The sequence below is a fragment of the Vibrio sp. 10N genome, from assembly GCF_036245475.1.
Classification (GTDB): Bacteria; Pseudomonadota; Gammaproteobacteria; order Enterobacterales; family Vibrionaceae; genus Vibrio.
Genome location: NZ_BTPM01000001.1, coordinates 997,544 through 1,019,478 on the forward strand (window position 1 = coordinate 997,544; position 21,935 = coordinate 1,019,478).

The 21,935-nt window shown below is 48.0% G+C and carries 17 protein-coding genes and 2 tRNA genes; 8 read left to right on the forward strand and 11 right to left on the reverse strand.

What is annotated here, in order from left to right:
- Positions 1-503: 503 nt before the first annotated feature.
- Together AAA946_RS04850 and AAA946_RS04855 are read right to left on the reverse strand one after the other, a co-directional pair.
- On the reverse strand, positions 504-1,955 hold the full coding sequence (locus tag AAA946_RS04850) for a YfcC family protein (protein WP_338163846.1): 1,452 nt from the start codon (positions 1,953-1,955) through the stop codon (positions 504-506).
- A gap of 363 nt (positions 1,956-2,318) precedes the next feature.
- Positions 2,319-2,948 carry a glutathione S-transferase family protein gene (locus AAA946_RS04855; protein ID WP_338163847.1) on the reverse strand — a complete coding sequence of 210 codons (630 nt, stop codon included), beginning with the start codon at positions 2,946-2,948 and terminating at the stop codon, positions 2,319-2,321.
- 228 nt (positions 2,949-3,176) lie between these two features.
- On the opposite strand from AAA946_RS04855, the gene AAA946_RS04860 reads away from it, so the two are divergent.
- Positions 3,177-3,644: a low molecular weight protein-tyrosine-phosphatase gene (locus AAA946_RS04860; protein ID WP_338163848.1), complete on the forward strand. Its 468-nt coding sequence runs from the start codon at positions 3,177-3,179 to the stop codon at positions 3,642-3,644.
- A gap of 75 nt (positions 3,645-3,719) precedes the next feature.
- Here AAA946_RS04860 and ansA read toward each other — a convergent pair whose 3' ends face one another.
- Together ansA and sppA are read right to left on the reverse strand one after the other, a co-directional pair.
- Complete coding sequence (ansA, locus tag AAA946_RS04865) at positions 3,720-4,733, reverse strand: asparaginase (protein WP_338163849.1); 1,014 nt, start codon at positions 4,731-4,733, stop codon at positions 3,720-3,722.
- A 106-nt stretch (positions 4,734-4,839) separates the two neighbouring features.
- Positions 4,840-6,693, reverse strand: coding sequence for a signal peptide peptidase SppA (sppA, locus tag AAA946_RS04870; protein WP_338163850.1), 1,854 nt, complete (start codon positions 6,691-6,693; stop codon positions 4,840-4,842).
- A gap of 290 nt (positions 6,694-6,983) precedes the next feature.
- Here sppA and AAA946_RS04875 point away from each other — a divergent pair, with 290 nt between their 5' ends.
- The 3 genes from AAA946_RS04875 to AAA946_RS04885 all read left to right on the forward strand — a co-directional run bounded on the left by AAA946_RS04875 (position 6,984) and on the right by AAA946_RS04885 (position 11,760).
- Positions 6,984-8,987, forward strand: coding sequence for an NADPH-dependent 2,4-dienoyl-CoA reductase (locus AAA946_RS04875; protein ID WP_338163851.1), 2,004 nt, complete (start codon positions 6,984-6,986; stop codon positions 8,985-8,987).
- Between the two features lie 162 nt (positions 8,988-9,149).
- Positions 9,150-9,698 (forward strand): NAD(P)H nitroreductase, encoded by a 549-nt coding sequence (locus tag AAA946_RS04880; protein WP_338163852.1) that lies wholly within the window; start codon positions 9,150-9,152, stop codon positions 9,696-9,698.
- A gap of 97 nt (positions 9,699-9,795) precedes the next feature.
- Positions 9,796-11,760, forward strand: coding sequence for a DNA topoisomerase III (locus AAA946_RS04885; protein WP_338163853.1), 1,965 nt, complete (start codon positions 9,796-9,798; stop codon positions 11,758-11,760).
- A 55-nt stretch (positions 11,761-11,815) separates the two neighbouring features.
- Here the strand turns inward: AAA946_RS04885 and AAA946_RS04890 are convergent, their stop codons facing one another.
- Positions 11,816-12,502, reverse strand: a complete 687-nt coding sequence (locus AAA946_RS04890) for an SDR family oxidoreductase (protein ID WP_338163854.1) — start codon at positions 12,500-12,502, stop codon at positions 11,816-11,818.
- Between the two features lie 72 nt (positions 12,503-12,574).
- On the opposite strand from AAA946_RS04890, the gene AAA946_RS04895 reads away from it, so the two are divergent.
- The 4 genes from AAA946_RS04895 to AAA946_RS04910 all read left to right on the forward strand — a co-directional run bounded on the left by AAA946_RS04895 (position 12,575) and on the right by AAA946_RS04910 (position 16,418).
- Positions 12,575-13,486, forward strand: coding sequence for a histone deacetylase family protein (locus tag AAA946_RS04895; protein WP_338163855.1), 912 nt, complete (start codon positions 12,575-12,577; stop codon positions 13,484-13,486).
- Positions 13,483-13,977: an NUDIX domain-containing protein gene (locus tag AAA946_RS04900; RefSeq protein ID WP_338163856.1), complete on the forward strand. Its 495-nt coding sequence runs from the start codon at positions 13,483-13,485 to the stop codon at positions 13,975-13,977. The genes AAA946_RS04895 and AAA946_RS04900 overlap by 4 nt, the downstream gene beginning before the upstream one ends.
- A gap of 81 nt (positions 13,978-14,058) precedes the next feature.
- Entirely contained in the window at positions 14,059-14,256 is a 198-nt protein-coding gene (locus tag AAA946_RS04905; protein WP_338163857.1) for a DUF2986 domain-containing protein, read from the forward strand.
- Between the two features lie 503 nt (positions 14,257-14,759).
- The gene (locus AAA946_RS04910) at positions 14,760-16,418 is read left to right on the forward strand and encodes a PKD domain-containing protein (protein WP_338163858.1); all 1,659 of its coding nucleotides are present in this window, start codon (positions 14,760-14,762) and stop codon (positions 16,416-16,418) included.
- Positions 16,419-16,520: 102 nt separating this feature from the next.
- Here the strand turns inward: AAA946_RS04910 and AAA946_RS04915 are convergent, their stop codons facing one another.
- The 6 genes from AAA946_RS04915 to AAA946_RS04940 form a co-directional block, all read right to left on the reverse strand.
- Complete coding sequence (locus tag AAA946_RS04915; RefSeq protein ID WP_338163859.1) at positions 16,521-16,964, reverse strand: hypothetical protein; 444 nt, start codon at positions 16,962-16,964, stop codon at positions 16,521-16,523.
- A gap of 12 nt (positions 16,965-16,976) precedes the next feature.
- The gene (locus AAA946_RS04920) at positions 16,977-18,755 is read right to left on the reverse strand and encodes a S8 family peptidase (protein WP_338163860.1); all 1,779 of its coding nucleotides are present in this window, start codon (positions 18,753-18,755) and stop codon (positions 16,977-16,979) included.
- Positions 18,756-19,074: 319 nt separating this feature from the next.
- Complete coding sequence (locus AAA946_RS04925; RefSeq protein ID WP_338163861.1) at positions 19,075-19,569, reverse strand: peptidylprolyl isomerase; 495 nt, start codon at positions 19,567-19,569, stop codon at positions 19,075-19,077.
- Between the two features lie 136 nt (positions 19,570-19,705).
- Positions 19,706-19,796: transfer RNA gene (locus AAA946_RS04930), tRNA-Ser, on the reverse strand.
- 160 nt (positions 19,797-19,956) lie between these two features.
- Positions 19,957-20,033 (reverse strand) — tRNA-Pro (locus AAA946_RS04935).
- Positions 20,034-20,098: 65 nt separating this feature from the next.
- A complete protein-coding gene (locus tag AAA946_RS04940) occupies positions 20,099-21,919 on the reverse strand; it encodes a DUF3413 domain-containing protein (RefSeq protein ID WP_338163862.1) in 1,821 nt (606 codons plus the stop codon).
- Positions 21,920-21,935: the final 16 nt, after the last annotated feature.

Consider the following 21,935-nt stretch of genomic DNA (forward strand, 5'->3'; position numbering starts at 1 on the left):
TATTAGCTTCGCTGTGGTGGTTATAATATGAAGCAAAATATTCACGTCGTATTAGATCGCGATCACACATATTCTCGCTTGCATTTTAGGGCTATCAAGGGGGCTGTTAACAATATATATTCGGAATTAGTTGAATAGATAATGGGTTAAAACAGGGCTTTTAAGGGAATAATATGCAGAGTTTTTTACCGACATATTGAATTTAGGAAGCATAAGGGAAATACAATTCGCATTAGATAAATTAATGCTTATAACTAATGCGACAAAATATGCATTCCCATCTACTAGTTAGCGCTTTTTCTCACACCAAAATGCCATTTGTTAACAGAATTTCACTCAAATATGTGATGCAGGTCTTGTTTTTGGGCTCCTACACTGAAGACCAAGGACCAAGGACCAAGGACCAAGGACCAAGGACCAAGGACCAAGGACCAAGGACCGCTTATAAAACCAAAAAGCCCGCTGACAAGCAGCGGGCAAAAGAGTGGGGTAATTGAGCTAAGTTAGCCGAGTAAGGTACCTAGGCTCAGCATGACAACGCAGAACACGGTTAGAATCGCCATAAGCGGTGCAACCCACTTGAGCCATCGCGCATACGGTACCCGCGCTATTGCGAGCCCGCCCATCACAACAGCCGAGGTTGGGGTAATCAGATTGACCAGCCCAGACGCCGATTGATAGGCGGTAATAACCAGATCACGTCCCACACCCGCAAAGTCACCCAACGGCGCCATAATTGGCATGGTGAGTACCGCTAACCCAGACGTTGACGGCACTAAGAAGGACAATAGGATTTCTAAGAAGAACATGACGTTAACAAACACCACGGACGAGAGGCCGGTAACGATATGTTCGGCGGAGTTCAATATGGTATCGGTGATCATGCCTCTGTCCATCACCACCACGATCCCCCGTGCAATACCGATAATCAGCGCCACGCCTAACAAATCGCGCGCCCCTTCAATGAAATTATCGATAAAGGATTCTTCACTCATTTTAGCGACGAGACCCACCAATATTGATGCGGCTAGGAACATGGCGGAGATCTCGGCCATCCACCACCCAGCAACCGACACGCCATAAATCATCACGGCAAATGAGCCACCAAATATGGTAAGAATGACTTTACGAGCAGTGGTGAACTCTAATGACTCATCGCCTTTATTACCAAGGAAGTGCGCTTTATTTTCTTCGTACTTATCATAAACAATGGACTTGGTCGGGTCTGCTTTAACCATCTTGGCATAACGCATCACATAAGCGACGCAAATCACCCAGCCAACAACCAACATCGCCAGACGCAGCATAATGCCATCAGTAAAAGGGATACCGGAGGCATTGGCAGCGATGACCGTTGCAAAGGGGTTAATGGTTGAGCCCAAAACGCCTATACCCGCGCCAAGCAAAATAGTCGCTGCCGCTACTAATGGGTCGAACCGCGCAGCCATCATGACGGGCACAAGCAGGGTATAAAATGGCAGTGACTCTTCCGCCATGCCATACACAGTACCGCCTGCGGCAAACAGCGCCATCAGGATGGGGATCATTAACTCTTCACGGCCTTCAAGGCGGCGAGTTACCCGCTCAATACCGGCGTCAATGGCGCCGGTTGCGGTCACCAGACCTAAGAAACCACCAATGACAAGTACAAACAGCGACACATCAATGGCGCCAGCTTCATAACTGTTGTGGTCGTAAAAGCCGTCAATCGGTGCGAGTAGTACATCAATAGGGGTTTGTGGATTGCTTTCTACACTGGCGTAAGTGCCAGCAATTGGGACTTCTCGACCTAGGTCTTCATTCATTTCCCGCTCATATTGGCCTGCAGGAATGATCCAGGTCATCAACGCCACAATGGCGATCAGCGCAAATAATATGGTGTAGGCAGAAGGGAACTTGAAACGAGTAAAAAAGCCGCCTGACTTTTTCGGTTCTTGGACGACGTGGGCGGTCATAGCATTCTCCTTAGCAGGAAGTGCTTCTCTTCCCGCTTAGCTGTACGTTTAACGTTCAATTACCACATTGAAGCTATAAGAATTACTAATCTAAACTGTGGTTAAAATGTACTATGGATAGGCGAGAATAACTTTAGACTTGCTCACAAAAAATTATTGATGAAAATAGCGAGTGTTTTTTACGGGGATATTAAACGCAACGGGATGAAAAAATATGGGGTGACGTAATTGATAGACTATTAAGTCACCCTTTAGTGCGGATATTTATGCAAAAAACAGATATTTATGCAAATTGTTCATTTATTGACGTTGGTCAATAAACAACTTGGTTTAGAATATTCGCTATGTCGACTGTAAGCGCATTTAAGCGCTTGATTTGTCGTATTGGGCTTCAAGCTCTGCGGCTTTTTGAGCGGCAGGGCGCTGTTGAAGTTTCGCAAGATAAGCCTGCAATGCAGAATAGTTACCAAGAAGCTCTAGCTGAGCAGCCACCTCAACAATCCAAGACAGTAGAATATCGGCCGCGGTAAATTGCTCGCCAACCAACCATGTGTTGGCTGTTAGGTGATCGTTGAGGTAACCCAAGATCAGCGCCAATTCTTGTTTGCTGTAACCATCAAGAAAGCGTGTTTCACTGCCGTCAACCTTTAGGAAGTAGTGAAGTAGAAGCGGCAACGCAGCCGAGCTTTCCGCGAAGTGCAGCCACTGTAAGTAAAGCGGATACTCCGCTGAATCTTGCGCAGGGGCAAGAGAGGCCGTTGGAAAAAGCTGCGCCAAATATTCGGTGATCGCGCCGGACTCCGCCAATACTTGGCCATTCTCTTCAATTACAGGTGACTTACCAAGCGGGTGAACCGCTTTAAGTTCGGGAGGCGCCAAGTTGGTCACTGAGTCACGTTGATACGCTTTGACTTGATAAGGAACGTTAAGCTCTTCTAGTAGCCAGATGATGCGCTTGGAGCGTGATTTGTTGAGGTGATGTAGGGTAATCATGAGTCGCCAACCTTTTGTATTGTGAGTTTTTGCTTCCGTTTGTTTACGTAGCACAGTAACAAGCTGTAATTTAAATTGCAATAAATTTAATTGTGCGCAATTTAAATTGAAGGGGATAATAGCTGTGTGCATCCGCTTTTTGAGGTGAACATCCATGACAATGATTGGGGAATCCGCTAACTATAGTGTCTTCAATCGGAAAACTTATCCAAGTTAGGGGCGAATCAGATGGGTAAAAAGAAACTATCAATCCTAGTTGTATGCATGGGCAACATTTGCCGCTCTCCTACCGGTGAAGCCGTACTTCGTGCACGTGCTGAGCAAAGCGGCGTCTCGGTGACGATAGACTCGGCGGGTACGATTGGTTATCACCAAGGAAATACGCCAGACCCAAGGTCTAGAAAAGCAGGGGAGGCGAGAGGCTATTCATTTTCAGGTATTCGAGCACGGCAGGTCACGGATGATGACTTTGAAGCGTTTGATATGATTTTGGCAGCGGATAAAGATAATTTGGCCGATCTAAAACAGCGTTGCCCGGCACATTTGCAATACAAGTTGTCGCTTTTTCTGAGCCATGGCTCATCGAGTCACACTGAGATACCGGATCCCTATTATGGTGGTGATCAAGGGTTTGAGTTGGTGCTGGATTTAATTGAGGATGCATCGGATAGCGTATTGGCGAAATTTGTAAGTTGAAGAGCAAAAGATAAGGCCGCAGTGACGAAATCTCTGCGGCCTTGAAATGTCTGTGAGTGCGAATGAGCTTTGCGGTTACTTACTCATTTCACCGCGAAGTACTTCCAGCATCTTCGCTTTCACCTGCTCATAACTTAGGTTCTGGCTCAGCAGATAGTGCAGCTTGGCAAGTGCTGCTTCTGGCGTCATATCGTAACCACTAATAACACCAGCATCAGCTAGGGCACAGCCTGTCGCGTAACCGCCCATGTTCACTTTACCCGCCAAACATTGAGTTAAGTTGACCACTAATACGCCGCGCTCTGACGCTTCTTTCAGATGCGCTAAAAGTTCTGGGTTTTGCGGTGCATTACCTACACCAAACGTTAGCAAAATCATCGCATTAACAGGTTGCAGCAAGGTATTGCGGATTACTTCGTGTGAAATGCCTGGGTACATGGTGATAACGCCAATAGGCTGCGGCGTGATGTCGTGTACCTTGAATTTCCCTTCCGGCTGTTTGTTGATTTCCACACCGCTGCTCAGCTGGATATTAATCCCTGCTTCTAGCAGAGGCTGAAGATTCGGTGAGGTAAAGGCATTAAAGCCATCAGCATGTGATTTTGTGCTGCGGTTACCGCGCATCAGCTGGTTATTGAAAAACAGCGTCACTTCGTTGATTGGATAGTTGGCTGCTATGTGAAGCGCGTTTAGCAGGTTTGCTTGGCCATCTGAGCGCAGCTCTGCCAGTGGGATTTGTGAGCCAGTAACAATCACAGGTTTGCCAAGGTTTTCCAGCATAAACGACAATGCCGAAGCGGTGTACGCCATGGTGTCGGTACCGTGGAGGATCACAAAACCGTCGTAGTTGTCGTAGTTGTCACGAATGTCGTCGGCGATCTGTTGCCAGTCGGCAGGTGTCATGTCTGAAGAGTCGATAAGCGGCTCGTATTCATGAATCGTGAACTCTGGCATCTCAGGACGATGGAATTCTGGCATGCTTGCCAGTTGCTTTTCCATGAAGCCCGCGACAGGAATGTAACCATGATCGGACTTTTGCATGCCGATAGTGCCGCCGGTGTAGGCGATGTAGATGTGTTTACGCGTCATGACAGACATTACTTTGAAACTGGGAACAGGTGAGGCGATTATAACCAAATCAAACAAAAGAGCCACCGATTGGTGGCTCTAAAGTCGGGTTTTGCAGAGTTATCCGCTATTGGACATTACAGGTCAAACAGAGAACGTAGTGGCCTTTTGGATCGTTAAAGCTCTCCATAAGACTTGCATGCTGCTGAAGCTCTGTTGCAACAGGCAATAGGCTTTGTGGAACCCAGGCTGAAATATCAAGCCCTAGGCTGACTTTCACTTGCTTCATGAGATCCTGTACAAACTGCTGTGCAGGGCTCAGTGGCTCTTCTACCCAGTACACGTCGTACGCTTCTAAGTTAGCCAGCTCTGCGGCGCGAGCGATAGCATCATCAAAGTCACCAATTCGGTCAACAAGACCGTGGTCTAGCGCATCTTGGCCTGTCCATACACGGCCTTGAGCGACGTTATCTACTTCTGTTTGGCTCATGTTACGGTTATCAGAGACTAGAGTGATAAAGCGCTTATAACCGTGCTCAATACCCATCTGGAAGGCAGCCGATGCACCTTCGTTGATGCCACGAGTTACGCCAACACCTGAGAACGGTGAAGTGCCAACGCCATCTGTGTTGACGCCAATGTTGTTGAGCCCTTTTTCAAATGTAGTGATAACGCTAAAGATACCAATTGAGCCGGTAATGGTTGTTGGCTGAGCCATGATTTCATTCGCGCTCATTGAAATCCAGTAGCCGCCAGATGCAGCAACGCTCGACATCGATACCACAACAGGTTTGCCAGCATCTTTCAGTGCTTGAACTTCATTGCGAATCACTTCAGAAGCGAAAGCGCTACCGCCCGGGCTGTCTACACGCAGCACAACCGATTTAACGCTGTCATCTTCGCGAGCTTGCTTTAGAAGCGCGGCAATGGTGTCACCACCAATAGTGCCTCGTGGCTGTTCGCCATCCATGATGGAACCACTTGCCACAACAACGGCAATTTGGTTGTCAGGCTCTGTTGGCATATCAAACGGCACGCTTGCCAGGTAGTCGTAGTAGCTCACGGCATTAAAGCCACCATCGCCGTCACTGCCGAAGGCTTCGATCATGGCTTCGTTGACTTGTGGCTTAGTGACTAACTCGTCAACTAACCTTAGCTCTTTAGATAGAGCAGCAAGATCACCATCGACGTTTTTCAGCGATGCTAAGAAATCGTCCATACTCGGCGTGAGTATGCTTGGCTCGATTTCTCGGTTTGCTGCGACATCATCGACATACGCGTCCCACAGTTGAGTTACCCAGCGCGTTGCGTTGGCTTTCGCGTCTTCAGACATGTCGTCACGAAGGAACGGCTCGACTGCCGACTTGTAGGTACCCACGCGGAACACGTGCGTAGTGACATCGAGTTTTTCAAGCAAGGTTTTGAAGTACATTGAGTATGCACTGTAGCCACGGATCAGCACCGCACCGTCAGGAGCAAGGTAGACCTTGTCGGCGTAACTGGCGAGATAATATTGGCTTTGGTTGTAAAACGCGCCATAGGCATAAACCGGTTTGCCTGTTGCTTTAAACTCATTGATGGCTTTAGCGATGTAACGTAGTTTGGTCAGGCTGGTTTCCGGCATTTCTCGCAGCGAGAGAACCAGTCCCGTGACTTTTTCATCTTGAGAGGCATGGCGGATGGTGTCGACAATATCAAAGACAACGTTCTCTTTTGGCAGCTCTTGGCCAAACAAAGATCCAGTGAACGAGTCCATTGGGTTAACGTAGGTGCTTTGTTCAACAATAGGGCCAGACAGGTTCATCACCAGCGCTGTGGCTTTTTTCTCAACCGCTGGTGGCGCGTCGCTCTGGGTAAACGCAAAGTACAGTGTGGCGAGCACCGCAAAGAAAAACAGATTCACAATAGCAAGGCGAGTGAAGTTAATCAGCTTCCAAATGCCTTTGAAAATCATACCTATAAAACGAAATACTTTTTTCATCATCTCTCCACATCACAAAGTGTGAGTGTTTATGTCCTTTAACATCAATTACTAGTGTAGCGCTGAGGTTAACAATTCGCAGTATCAATTATGTAATTGTACGTATGTGACGCTGACTTCTATCAGCCTGAGGGTTAACTGAATATAAATTAGAGACTTACCATACTAGATGAAGTTCAAAGAATCAGAAAGTTTTTCTGTTTATGTTGTAAGAATGTAAACGGCAGTTTGATTTTTTAACCTTTACATAATATTCTGGTCAGACCACAACAACAATAAATGGATCTGCCATGTACCCGAACTTACTTAAGCCACTGGATTTAGGATTTACTCAACTTAGAAACCGAGTGCTGATGGGATCAATGCACACTGGTCTTGAAGAGCATAAAGAAGGTCTCCATAAGCTTGCTGCGTTCTATGAAGAGCGAGCTAAAGGCGGAGTTGGGTTGATTGTGACAGGCGGCTTCGCGCCTAACCTTCGTGGTCGCCTTGCGCCATTTGCCGCAGAGTTCAGTAAACCTAAGCATGCGAAAGCGCATAAAGTGGTCACAGAAGCGGTTCATAAACATGGTGGTAAAATCGCACTGCAAATCCTTCACGCAGGTCGATACGGTTATCACCCGTTCTCTCAAAGTGCCTCTAAGATTAAATCGCCGATTACCCCCTTTGCTCCAAGTGAAATGAGTAGTCGTCAGATTTGGAAAACCATCGACGCTTACGCCAACAGTGCCTCGTTGGCAAGAGAAGCGGGTTATGACGGCGTTGAAATCATGGGCTCAGAAGGTTACTTCATTAACCAATTCATCTGTAAGCGTACCAATGTACGTTACGATGAGTGGGGTGGCAGTTATGACAATCGCATTCGCTTGCCGTTAGAAATTGTTAAAGCGGTGCGTGCAGCCGTTGGCGAAGACTTCATTATCATCTTCCGTCTCTCGATGCTGGATCTTGTGGAACAGGGCAGTACATTCGAGGAAGTCATTCAGCTAGGTAAAGCACTTGAACAAGCAGGCGTAACCATTATCAACACAGGTATTGGCTGGCACGAAGCTAAGGTGCCAACGATCGCGACCCAAGTGCCACGCGGAGCATTTACTTGGGTGACCGAGAAGATCCGTCCCCATCTTTCGATCCCGGTTATCACGACCAACAGAATTAATACCCCGGATGAGGCGGAACGCATTCTCTCGTCTGGGCATGCCGATATGGTCTCCATGGCGCGACCTTTCTTGGCCGATCCGAACTTTGTGGCTAAAGCGGAGCAAGGCGAAGCCCATTTCATTAATACCTGTATTGGCTGTAACCAAGCATGTCTGGATAACGCATTCAAAGGTAAGCGAGCAACGTGTTTAGTGAACCCACAAGCGTGTTATGAAACGGACTTGATCATCAAGAAGGCTGTGAACAGTAAAAATATCGCGGTGGTTGGTGCGGGTCCTGCCGGACTGGCTTGTGCGACGATGTTGGCCGAAAAAGGGCACTCGGTTGACTTATTTGAAAAGAGCGATCGTATTGGTGGCCAGTTCCGACTTGCGATGCAGATCCCGGGCAAAGAAGAATTTAGAGAAACGATCCGCTATTTTGCCAACCGCATTGCGCAGACTGGCGTTAAGCTCCACCTTGAAACCGAAGCGACAGCCGATCTGTTAAGAGAATACGACGAAGTGGTGATGGCAACCGGTGTTAAACCACGCATACCAAAACTGGAAGGTATTGATAATGCAGATAAAGTCATCGATTACCAAACGGTGATTCGTGACAAGACTTACCTCGGTGAGAACGTTGCTATCATGGGTGCTGGCGGCATCGGTATTGATATCGCAAGCATGATTACCGAGCCGCACGGTCAAACACTGGACGATTGGCTACACGATTGGGGCATTGATAAAAGCATCGAACACCCTGGTGGTTTGTACCCGTTCCCAGATTCGACAACGAACACCAATGTATGGGTGATGCAGCGTAAAGAAGGTCGCGTCGGCAAGGGTCCAGGTAAAACCACAGGTTGGATCCATAAGAAGACGCTTGAGAAGCGCGGCGTCCACCTACTTGGTGGCGTCACTTACGACAAGATTGACGCTGAAGGTCTCCACATCACGGTGAAGGGAGAGTCTAAGCTCATCCCTGCAGATAAGGTAGTGATTTGTGCTGGTCAGGAGTCGGTGAAACCGTTTGAAAACCAATGGCCAGAATTTGGTGACAAATTGCACGTCATCGGTGGCGCGGACTATGCGGGGGAACTCGATGCTGTGCGAGCGATTCGTCAAGGTGTCGAATTGGCCGCCAAGCTGTAAGTAAACTAATAGAGTCTAAACCAAAACTTCTGGGCTGACGTGCTTGCTGCTCCACAACTGGCACGTCAAACCAGAGCCACTAAATGAGATCGCTTCTCATTGTTGATGCGCAGAGGTTAACGTTTTGTTATTATGGCGAAACGATAATAAGAGGTATGTGTTATGGATGCTTTAGACCTGTTGCTCAACCGACGCTCAATAGCCAAACTTTCCGACCCCGCACCAGAAGGGGTTGCTCTAGAAAACATCATTAAAGCGGGACTACGAGCTCCCGATCATGCTGGATTGACGCCTTGGAGATTTGTTCTCGCTCAAGGAGAGGGTCGCCAGAAACTCGCCAATATACTTGCCAACGCTGCTACTCTTGCAGGCAGTGAACCCGCTGTTATAGAAAAAGCACAAAAAGCGCCGTTTCGCGCCCCATTGGTGATTACTGTTATCGCCAAAGTAACGCCGCATGAAAAAGTGCCTGCGTTTGAGCAGCACTTGTCAGCAGGCTGCGCGGTACAAGCGATGCAAATGGCCGCGGTAGCGCAGGGTTTTCAAGCGTTTTGGCGTTCAGGTAAATGGATGTTTGATGACAATGTCCGTCAGGCTTTCGAGCTTGAAGGTGACGATCAGATTGTTGGTTTTCTCTATGTAGGCACACCTGGCTGCACACCAATGAAAGTACCAGAGCGCGAGCTTGGAAAATTTGTGCAATTTTTATAACGGTGCTTCAATAACTGGCTATTTATACAGTTTTTTCTTGATTCATAAAGGTAAGCTTAGTTAAGCTTACCTTTATTTTTTCGACTCATCTCATGTTATGACGCGCCTTTTCATTGCAGAAAAACCCAGCCTTGGCCGTGCGATTGCCGCCGCCTTACCTAATCCTCAGAAAAAAGGGGATGGGTTTATTCAATGTGGTAACGGAGATGTCGTCACTTGGTGTATTGGACACTTGCTGGAGCAAGTTGAGCCAGACGCTTATGACGAGCGTTACAAAAAATGGAATCTTGCTGACCTTCCGATTGTGCCCGACCAGTGGCAACTGAGACCAAGAAAAAGTGCCTCTAAGCAGCTTACCGCAGTGAAGAAACTGCTCAAGACCGCGACGCAAATTGTTAACGCCGGAGACCCGGATAGAGAAGGGCAACTGCTGGTGGACGAGGTTATTGATTACTGCAAAGTGCCTAAATCGAAGAAAGAGACGGCGCAGCGTCTGCTAATTAGCGACCTAAACCTGCCTGCAGTGAAAAAAGCGCTGAATAACATGCGTATGAACCGAGATTTTGTGCCTTTGTCCGTCTCTGCATTGGCGCGTTCACGTGCCGATTGGCTCTATGGCATGAATATGTCTCGAGCATACACTTTGCTTGGTCAAAAGGCCGGTTATCAGGGCGTACTGTCAGTTGGACGTGTGCAAACGCCAGTATTGGGATTAGTCGTTCGCCGTGATGAAGAGATAGAGAACTTTGTTCCTCGTGATTACTTTACGTTGCATGCCTTGATCCCATACCAAGACAACGGTCCCGCATTCGATATTCGCGCCAAGTGGCGTCCGAGCGAAGCGTGTAAACCATGGCAAGATGAAGAAGGACGGGTTCTTAATCGCAAGCTGGTCGAGAATGTGGCGCAGCGTATTCAAGGACAGCCTGCCAAAGTCGTTAAGTCGGAGCACAAGTCGACCAAACAAAACGCGCCGCTGCCGTATTCGTTGTCGGCGCTGCAAATTGATGCCGCCAAACGCTACAACATGAGTGCTCAACAGGTGCTGGATGTGTGTCAGGCGTTGTATGAGAAACATAAGCTGATTACTTACCCGCGTTCAGATAACCGCTACCTCCCTAAAGACCATTTCTACCAGGCCGGTGACGTGCTAGCGGCGATAAAAAACAACAGCCAAGAGTACGCCGCTGCGGTGGGTGGTGCAGACAGTAGTCGTAAGTCCAAAGCGTGGAATGACAGTAAAGTCGATGCTCACCACGCGATTATCCCGACGCCTAAGAAAACCAGCATGGTGCTCTCTGGATTTGAAGAAAAAGTCTATGGCTTGATCGCACGACAGTATGTGATGCAGTTTTACCCTGCGGCAGTATACGCAGAGGCCATGTTGGAATTTGATATTCAAGGTGGCCAGTTCGTTGCAAAAGGCAAACGACTGCAAGAGCCTGGCTGGCGAGTACTGCTGGGCAATAGTGCCAATGATCAAGAAGAAGGGGTAGACGCCGTTCCACCGCTCGAAGTCGGCACCGTTCTTACTTGTCGTGAAGGCCAAATTGGCGAGAAGAAAACCGAGCCGCCGCGCCACTTTACCGAAGCCACCTTACTGCAAGCGATGACTGGCATCAGCCGATTTGTGGAAGATAAGTCACTGAAAAAGATTTTGCGTGACACCGATGGTATCGGTACGGAAGCGACTCGTGCTGGCATTCTAGATACGCTGTTTAAACGCCAGCTGCTAAGCCGTCAGGGTAAGTCTGTGATGTCAACGCCAGCAGGTCGAGGCCTTATTCACGCATTGCCTGATGAGTCAACGTACCCAGATATGACGGCGCATTGGGAGTTTCAGTTGCAAGGTATGGCGGAAAAGACTCAGTCTTATGGGCCGTTCATGTCGGATTTGAATGTAAAGCTGGATCAGTTGATGGGACAGGTGAAAACAGGCCCAGTGCCAGAGTCGCTTCGCAATCTACCGAAAGTGGAAAAACCAGCCTTCAAAAAGTACAAAAAACGCCGCACCGCAGCTAGCTCTAGCGGAAAGCGCCGTAGTAAACCTAAAGCGAGCTAATTCAGTGCCCGCTTCCAGTGTTTTCAGTTGTAAATAGAATTAGTAAGGTGAAGAGTTACCAAGGTAGCTCCTCACCTTCAAAGTTCAAAAACTTACCCGAATCATCCAGAGACGCATTGCGGATTACCGTGTATAAGCCGCTTGCTGATGCTGAGGTAGGAATTAGCGCATTTGGCCCACCCATCTCGGTTTGTACCCAACCAGGGTGCAGCGCCAGAACGGTAAAACCTTGTGAAGTGAGATCGTTACTCAAACTTTTCACCACCGAGTTCAGCGCTGCTTTCGAGGAGCGATAGATATAACCGCCACCGGAGGTGTTTTCTGTCATGCTGCCGACTTTCGACGACAAACAGGCAATGATTTTCACCGACGAGTTGATGAGTTTTGGATACAGCAGCTCAGTCAGTTTAAGCGGTGCGATACTGTTGATTTCAAATACTTTGCGCCATTCATCAACATCGGTATTACCGAAGCCGTAGCCTTTCGGGCCGTAGTAACCTGCATTATTGATGAAGATGTCGATGTCCGGCAAAGTTTGCACTAATTTCGCGACCAAGCCGTAATCAGTCACATCCAGCGAGTGTGTGGTAAGGTGAGATTCGCTTACTTCCAGAGAAAGCAGTTCGTGAGCGGAGCTGGCGCTGCGGTAGGTGGCATGAACCCTAAAGCCGGACTCTAAGTACTTTTTGGTCAAAGCGAGGCCGATACCTCGATTGGCTCCGGTTATGAAGACGGTTTTCATGTTGCTCTCCTAACGCTACTATGCTGTTGTGTCATGCTTTTGTGTCTTTGATTTAACTGAGAATAGAATACTTTGATTCCACTCATCTATCATCCTATTTACTCCGCGCTGCCATTGCCTGATGGGCATCGTTACCCAATTCGTAAATACGAGCTGCTTTATGAGGCGGTCTCTGAGCGCTATTCCAACTCGTCGCTGTTTCGATTTGTGGAACCTAACGCACTTAGCGTGGATGAAATCAAACAGACCCACTGTCATACCTACACCGATAATTTGGTCTCGGGGCTTTTGCCGGCTGCGAAAATGCGCCGCATCGGCTTTCCGTGGAGTGAGAAGCTCATTGAGCGCACGCTGACTTCAACGGGTGGCACGGTACTGGCGGTTAAAGAGGCACTCGAAAATGGCTTAGCCATTCACTTGAGTGGTGGTTATCACCACGCCCATTTTGATTATGGTAGTGGTTTTTGCCTGTTTAATGATTTGGCGGTCGCCGCGCAGCACGCGATTTCTCAGGGTGTCGACAAGGTACTGATCATCGATAGCGATGTGCACCACGGTGATGGCACGGCATCACTGATGGCACAAAACTCACAAATCATCACACTCTCACTGCATTGCGATAAAAATTTTCCAGCGCGAAAACCCGACTCAGATTTCGATGTCCCCCTAATCAAAGGCACCGCTGACATTGACTTTTTACAGAGCTTCAAGCAAGTCGTTCAGTTTGCGATTGATATTCATCAGCCAGACTTGGTGATCTTTGATGCTGGCGTTGATATCCACCAAGATGATGAACTTGGTTTTTTGAATGTCACTCTTGATGGCATTCGCGAGCGAGACCGTTGGATGCTTGCTACCTGTCGGCAACGTGCAATTCCAATTGCGTGTGTGATTGGTGGTGGTTATCGCAGTAATCATGCCGATTTAGTGCCGATTCACATGTCGCTGATTGAAGCAGCCGCTACGTTAAAGGAGTTAACATGAAACATCGTATTCGCGCCGCAGGGATAGCGGTTCAAGACAATCGCATTTTGATGCTGCGCGTAAAAGATCCCTACTCCGGCGAATACTGGATCCCACCTGGTGGCGGTTTTGAGGCAGGGGATGTCAGTACTAAGCAGAGTTTGGTGCGCGAATTCAAAGAGGAAACGAACTTGGATGTCGAAGTTGGTGAGCTCATTTGTGTTCGTGAGTTCTATGAAACGTCGGCGGAGCGCTACCACGTAGAGCTGTTTTATCATATTCGTGATTGGCAAGGCGAACCCGGTCTTGGAAATCTAGTGGGACTTAATGATGAAAGCTATGTTCAAGAAGTGAAGTGGCTTGCTATTGATGAACTGTCGACGTTCAAAGTTTTTCCAGCAAATTTGGCGCAAGATGTGCTGCCGATAATTAAAGAGCAGCGTTTTGCAACGCACCTAGGCAGTTATATACAAGGCAAAGGGGATGAGATTAATGTTCTCGATGGCGAGTAATCGTGCTTAGCAGTGGATTAACACCCAAGAGAGCGCTATCATGCGCAGCCCATGAAAACCCGCTAGAGAATAGAGCCGTTTATGAACAGAAAGAAGAAGGTCATCCAGATCCTGAAAGCGAAAGCGAAAAAAGGCAACGCTAAAAAGCAGAAGAGTAACAAGCCGCGCTATATCTCAAAAGCTGAACGCGCCAAAATGGAAGCGGAGCAAGCGGCGAATCCTGAGCGAACTGAAGCGGTTGAAACGGTAGAAGTTACGGAAGGAACTGCAGAGTCGTAGGTGTTTCAATTATCCTACTTTTCTCACTCATACCTTACCGACGTCCTAGCTTTATCTCGTCATTTTCACGAAAGTGAGGATCTCTTTCCGCGAGTATTACGCTCAAATTATGTGAGTCACCCGCCGAACGAGATCCCCTTTTTCAAGGGGATGACACAGTGTGGGGTAATCCCCACTTATCCTTGTCATCCTCAGTATCCTCGTCATCCTCACGAAAGTGAGGATCTGCCACAACACGTGACTCACTCACCGTATCACCATAACCTAAGGCTCACGCTACAGAAGATTCTCGTTTTCACGAGAATGACATCGCTTTGGGTGACCGTAGCGAGATTCAAATCTCAGTGTCTGTACTTCGAGAAACATATCAGTTACGGCTTAGCTCATATCAACTCGTAAAACCTCATACTCACCACCAAATCGTCCGCTAGGTTCCAATAAGCCTGACTACTGTGAATGAGTAACACCTAGGTGTTTAACTAATTCACAGTAAGGAACCTTTCATGGATCGACCACAAATTGGTTCACGCTTGCCTTTTTGGCAAGGAATGAGCCTACTGCTAGCCAGCGCTAGCTTGAGTTTTTCTTCCCACGCACTGGTTAATGGCCAAACTGAGCTGCCTAGCGTTTCTAGTATAAGTACAACCAATCACACCCTAAGCGTGAGTTCTGAACAAACGGAATCGACTCTTGTTACGTCCGAGGTGTTTCGCTTTTCTGAGCCAGGCGCGAGTTTTATCAAAGTGCATTTTCGCGATGTCGCACTGCCTGCTGGTGCAGCAATTGAAGTTGTTAGCAGTGACGGTAGTGAACGTTACGTCTATAGCGCGCAGCACAACTCTCCAATGACCATCGATAGCAGCCAAGGTGATGATGGCCTAACGCAGTTCTCTGCTATGTCGATAGCGGGTGACGCAGTAGAAGTAACGCTGATAGGGAACGGCAGTGCGGTCGTCGACTATGTACAAGTGGGGTTGCCGCAAGGTCAACTGGAGCAGGTGATTAACGCCAGTCCTTCGGGAGAAGAGTCGATTTGTGGCTCGGACAACAAACAAGCGGTGGCGTGTTTTGACAATCAATATGGAAAAGAGGTGGCACACAGTAAACCGGTCGCGCGCATTCTCATTGGTGGTCGAAGTTTATGTACCGCGTGGCGAGTAGGCCCAAATAACCACATGATGACCAATAATCATTGTATTGAGTCGGCGAGTGAGGCTGCCAATACCGAAGTTTGGTTTAACTACCAGCTCAGTCAATGTGGCGGTAGCCGAGGTACTGTAGTGAAGGTGCAAGCCGATAAGCTATTGGAAACGGGCTACGATTTGGACTTTAGTCTGTTTACGGTCAAAAACTTTTCGACCATTCAATCGTTTGGTTATCTTGGCCTCGACCCACGCATTCCAAGCTTGCTGGAGACTATTTACATTCCTCAGCACCCAGGTGGACGCTTGAAAGAGCTGGGCGTAGAGACCGATAGCGGTGCACATTGCGTGGTAGATAGACCGGTGACCAATGGTCGTGGCAGTAACACAGACTCTGGCTATCTTTGTGATACTGAGGGCGGTTCGTCGGGTTCACCAGTGCTATCAGCGAACAGCCACCGCGTCGTCGCTTTGCACCATTTGGGCGGCTGCTACAACAAAGGCGCCCACATTAGCAAAATCTGGCCATTAGTCTCCTCACACTTTCCGGCAGGTGTCCCTACTAGCAATGTCGGCAGCCCATCGGGTGGTAATCAGGCTCCCATCGCTCAAATGGATGTGAACTGCACCGCTCTCTCTTGTCAGTTTAACGCCAGTCAATCCAGTGATTCTGATGGTAACATTGCCACTTACAGCTGGCGATTTGGAGATGGGGCGAGCAACCAGGGCGTAAGCGCTAGCCATAGCTATGTATCATCGGGGCAATACACTGTGACGCTAACTGTTACCGACGATCAAGGTTCGTCAGACACTGCTACTCAGGTGGTTAGCGTACAAAATGGGTCTAGTGGCACTTGTGAGGCTCTCACTTCGTGGTCGGCTTCTCAAACTTATTTAGGCGGTGATAACGTGCAGCATCAAGGTTCGCAGTATCAAGCTAAGTGGTGGACACGCGGTGAAAATCCGACTGATAACTCAGCGCAGTGGGATGTGTGGACGCTTGTGGGGGCTTGTCAGTAAATGAAAGTAGAGCTTTGTAATATTCCTTCTCGATAATATCGAGGTTTTTGTTGGTTTAAATGCCTCACTGCCGTGAGGCATTTTTGATTGGTCGATCAAGCGTTATTGCTGCAAATACTTACCACTATTGAGCTCAATCTTCGACGCTTTCACTCGGCTATCCGCATTGAGATAATCACTGATCGCCAGTAGATCTTGCCCTTGTGATGCACGAAGCACTGCTGACTCACCTTGAGCGAACACCACATCAAGCTTTAACTCGTTAGCAACCGCCTTGGCATCTTTCGCATTGTCGACGGTAATAAACACCAGTCCAGTTGCCTTAGAGACGTTACTGAATGGGTTTTTAAATACCTCATCTCCCACGTGTAGCTCGGCCACGTTAGCAATGTCGTCGACAGATAGTTTGCGATATTGTTCGCCATTGACTTCTACCGCACTAGAAGGAGCAAAGAGTTCGGGTGTTGCTTGCTCGGCTAACTGTTTTGCGTTCGCGCTAGAGACAGCCATCGACAGCGCAAGAATAGAGAATGTAATAGTTTTCATGAGATAGGCTCCTTAATGACCGAAGATACGCATAGACCAGTTTTTGAGAACGCCTGGTTGTGTGTTATTGGCCATTGGCACTTCAAAAATAGTGGAAGAGTTGAAGTAGGCTAGGTAAGAGAACACTTCATCACCGTTGGTATCGATAGCGCGCAGCGTCCACTCGCCTTTGGCACTTTCACCATAGAATTGGTTCGATAGCATTAGTTGGTTATCGTAGCCAGAGACATCTGGCTCTAGAGATTGCCCGACGAGACCGTTACGAGGGGTTTGCAGTACTGAGCGAGTGCCCGAAGGTGAAATCAGTTCAATCGCCAAATCAGGCAAACGAGTATGATCGAGAGTAAGTTTGACCTGGACTGACTCAACGGTGATGTCATCAGCAACGGTAATTGATGATTCGCCACCCGTTAGGCTTGCATCTGGCACTGTCACCTTAGCGGCATTATTAACCCATGGTGTGACGATTTGTGGCGGTAACACATTGTTGGTCATGCGAGCGCGTTTCATGGCTTCGTCTAAGTTAACCGCCCCAAATCCATAGAAAGCATGAAAATCGACACCGGCTGCGTTTTTCTGCCACGGGGAGATCGCTTCGTAGCTGACCAATTGACCTTCGCTATTAATAAAATCCAGTGACACGCCTGGGTTCTCGGCGTCGGTAATGCTAGCGGTCTCTGCGAGCAAAGCGCGAACATCGCGTGCTGTTAATGCATGATTAGTCGACATAATGGCTGCAATTGCACCTGAAGTATTCGGCGCTGCGGAAGAGGTGCCGTTCATGGTACTGGTGTAGTTACAGTTTGGGTCGAACTCAGTTCCACCATGCAGGCCGTTGATGCCCAAGTCACTGCTGGTGTTTTGTCCTTGCTCACAACCCATTAGGTCTGTGGTGACCATTGCAGGGTAGTCTTGACCGTATTCACCAGCAGGAGCTGCAACCCAGACGTTAGTACCGACAGAAGAGTAGCTAGTGCGAGTGCCATCCGCTCTTAGCGCACTGGTAACGAGGTTATAGTAGTTGGCGTTGTCGTAAGACTGCTGCGAGTTGTGCATTGGCAGTCCGAGATTATTGCCTCCGGCAAAGAAATCACCAGGCAGAACAAAGAAGCGACCGGTGTTGAAGTAGCGATAACCATTACCCGATGATTTAACAAATATCGCGCCGCGCCCCCACGCGTTATAGCTGCTGACGTCTTTCATCACGTCCAGTTCAAGTTTGAACTCAGGATCAGTCTCATCGAATGGAATCGGTGTTGTAGGGCTAAAGCCATAGCTTTGGTTAAATACGCGAACATCGTTGGTGGAAGGGTCAGCGCCGTGAGAAATCAGCCAGCCTTCAACGGTTTGGCTATCCAGCCAGTTAAAGCCAACTAGGGAAGAGCGAGAAGCAACACCGCGGCCGCCTTCGCCATTATTGCCCACTGCGCTGATCAAGCCTGCGACTGCCGTGCCGTGTCCGTTCTCGTCAATCGGGTAGTCAATTGGGTATTCCGAGTCTTCAACGAGGTTTCGGCTGCCTGGAACCACGTTAGCGGCAAGATCGGGGTGATCAATTTGTACCCCAGTATCTATTACCGCGATCTTCACACCAACACCCGCAATTCCCATGGCTTGAGTAAGCTGTGTATTTAGGTCATTACCAATAACGCCTGGGTTGGCAGCAAAGGAGGTTTGCCCTGTGTTATTTAAATGCCATTGTTCAGAATAGAGTGGATCGTATGCGGATGCTGCGGGAGCAATACCTACGGTTAGCATCGCAGCAAATAGACGACTAATGCGAATTTTCATTTGTGACCTCATGTCTTTATTTAGAATGTTCCTGTCTGAAACTCCTTAAAACAGGCGAGACTAAATTAACGAGGAAATAGCGCAGCGAAAACCGTTCACATTGTGTTTACATTCGTTTTTCGAGGCATCACATTGTATTTTGTTGAAATGTGCTTTGTTGCATATAAGGGTTGCTTGAAATCAGCAGTTTAGATAGGGGGGAGTGCGATAGGTGGTAAATTTAGCGGTTGGTCATTAAGCGTCGAAAACGCGCTTCATTTTTTATCATGCTGACCCACAACAGAAGTTTTGCTGTAGGCCAGCGTGATATGTTTTGTCGTTAGTCAACAATGGTGACTTTGGTGATTTTTATCGTATCTAGCGGCACATCCTCATGACCTTTTTTCATGCCAGTCATGGCTTTACCAATGTTATTGACCACATCCATTCCCGCGGTCACTTTACCAAACACCGCATAGCCCCAACCGGAGTTTGTCTTACCGGTATGATCCAAGAAATCATTATCATCTAAGTTGATAAAAAACTGGGCTGTTGCCGAGTGCGGCGCATCGGTGCGAGCAAAGGCAATGGTGCCGGTTAGGTTTTTAAGACCGCGGTTTGCTTCATTGACGATAGGTGCGTGGGTCTTTTTCTCGGTCATGTCTTCGGTATGACCACCACCTTGGATCATAAACCCGTCAATAACACGATGGAAAATGGTGTCTTCATAGAAGCCTTCTTGGCAATAGCGTAGAAAGTTTTTCGAACTGACAGGCGCTTTGTCCATGTTAAGTTCAATTTCAATGTCACCATAAGTTGTGGTTAGGATAATCATGTGAGTCGCCTTGGATGGTTGAATTACGCTGATTGTAGCAGTTTATGGCTGAGTAGAAGTTGAAGTCGCCACAGGGAAGGTTCGTCGGGCATTGAAACGAAAAAAGCCGCTGAATTATCAGCGGCTTCTTAGAATGTGGCGGAGAGATAGGGATTTGAACCCTAGAACCGCTATTAACGGTTGCCGGTTTTCAAGACCGGTGCTTTCGACCACTCAGCCATCTCTCCGTGTTGATGCGCATAATAATGGGCATCTTACTGTTTGTAAACCCTTATTTTTACTGTTTGCTTTATTTATAAGCAATTGGTTCAAAATAATGGTTTGGGTGTCTAAAAACTACACATTTAAGCAGTAAAAAGCCCCAAGACGAGTCTTAGGGCTTGAATATGGTCGGACTGACAAGATTTGAACTTGCGACCCCCGACACCCCATGACGGTGCGCTACCAAGCTGCGCTACAGTCCGATGGGATTAATCTAAACCAGAGCGTTTTACTGGTCAAGAGCTAATAATGTGATTAACTGCTTGATTTACTGACTTTTAGCGTAAAAGCGTTGTAGCTCAGTAAAGCCTTGCATCAAGATAGGCAGCTTGGGATTTTTGTTATCCAGTTTCTCGTAATCTTTGTCATACAGGCTGTAGTTACCAAATTTATCGACTACTGTCGTGTCATTGGCTGTCACTAAGGCTAGCTCTCTTGTATCACCTGCGATGATCCACTTGCGCTTTCTCTCATCAAACAGGTTACGGCCGCTGCTGAAGTTTTTCGCGTTAGTCGATACGCCGCTCAGGTCTTCTAAGATAGTCGCAGCAAGATCGAGGTGGCTGGTCATGTGTCCATAGTCTGCAGCGAGTTTACCAGGCCAGTGAATGACCATAGGCACGCGCAGCTGATACTGGCTGTAGTTTGTGTTAGAGCCCCAGCTTCGGGTCTTGGTTTCATTAAACTCAGTACCGTGGTTTGAGGTTAAGATAACAATGGTGCTATCGAGTAAGTCTTGGTCTACCAATGTTTGCAGTATTTTGCCAAATTCGGCATCTGCTGCGGTAGCCGCCGCTGAGTAGGCACTCACAAAGCGCTCTTCCGCCGTTTGTGCATTGGCTTGCGGCTGGTAGTCGCTAAAGTTGTCTACGGTAGTCAGTTCAATAAAGCCAAACCATGGTTGATTCGACCCATTGATAATCGCTTCGCTCCATTGTTCGATCGCCGCGTTGTCTGAAATGGTCTTATCTACTGTTTCAGATTTGGTCGCAGTGAGATCAACCATTGGGAATTTTCTAAAAATGGTCTCGCTATAGAGGTCATCTGTAAAGTTGTCACCGCTATAAAGCTCAAATCGATAACCTTGATTAGCAAGCACTGACATCAGCAGAGGTTCTGTCCCTTGGGATTTGATGCTGCTGGCATAGCTGCTTGGGATCCCATACAGCAAGCCAAAGGCGCCAAAGTCGTCATTGCTTGAGCTGTAGTGGTTAATAAAGTTTTGATTGTTGAGTGCAAATCCGTACGACACAGGCATGGTCTCTGGATTAAGCATGTCGCTGCGCAGGTTATTGATACTGACAATCAGGACATTCAAATTCTCTGAGCGGCGATTAAACTCAATTTCAGAGAGAGGATAGCGAACCAGATCCGCACCACCTTCGTTATCTTTGAGTTTTTGTAGGTATTCTTCTCTGTCTAATAAGCCATGCTTCTCCATGAATGACTTCGCGGTCATAGGGTAGGAGAGTGGGAAGTTGGCTTTTTGCACGGTGACAGGGTTATAGAAAAACGCGTCCGCCCAAATGAAAATCAGGTGGCTGGCAATGAAGCACACGAAAAACAGGGCTGCGAGTGGACGTCCAACATGCTTGTGGGACAGTTTACGCTGTTTGCGCCATACCCATTCAGCGAGTGCTAGCTCAGCCAAGAAAATGGGCGGCAGGACAATGAACAAGTGCTGCAGATCAGAGCTAACGGTGCTGTTTTCGTCGCTAAACAGCAGATCCCAAACCACCGGCGATAGATGCAGGTTGATGGTTTGGTATGCTTGGGTATCAATTAATAGGACGGTGAGGCCAAAAGTAGCAAAGCAGACCGCTATTAATCTAAATAATTTGCGCGAGGGAACAATAAAGGTCAGCGGAAACAGCACTAACAGATAGAGGGCAAATACCAAAAAGCCAAAATGACCGATCCAAGATGCGAACAAATAGAATTGTCCCAGCAGCGAATCTGGCCATGGAGAGGCAGCGATGTAGCGGGTACCAATGAGCATAGCCGCAATAATATTAAAGAACGCAAACCAGTGTCCCCAGCCCACTAGGCGAGAGACCTTTTCTCCGTATGAATTTTCGCTATCTACCATCTGCCGTGTAATCTAT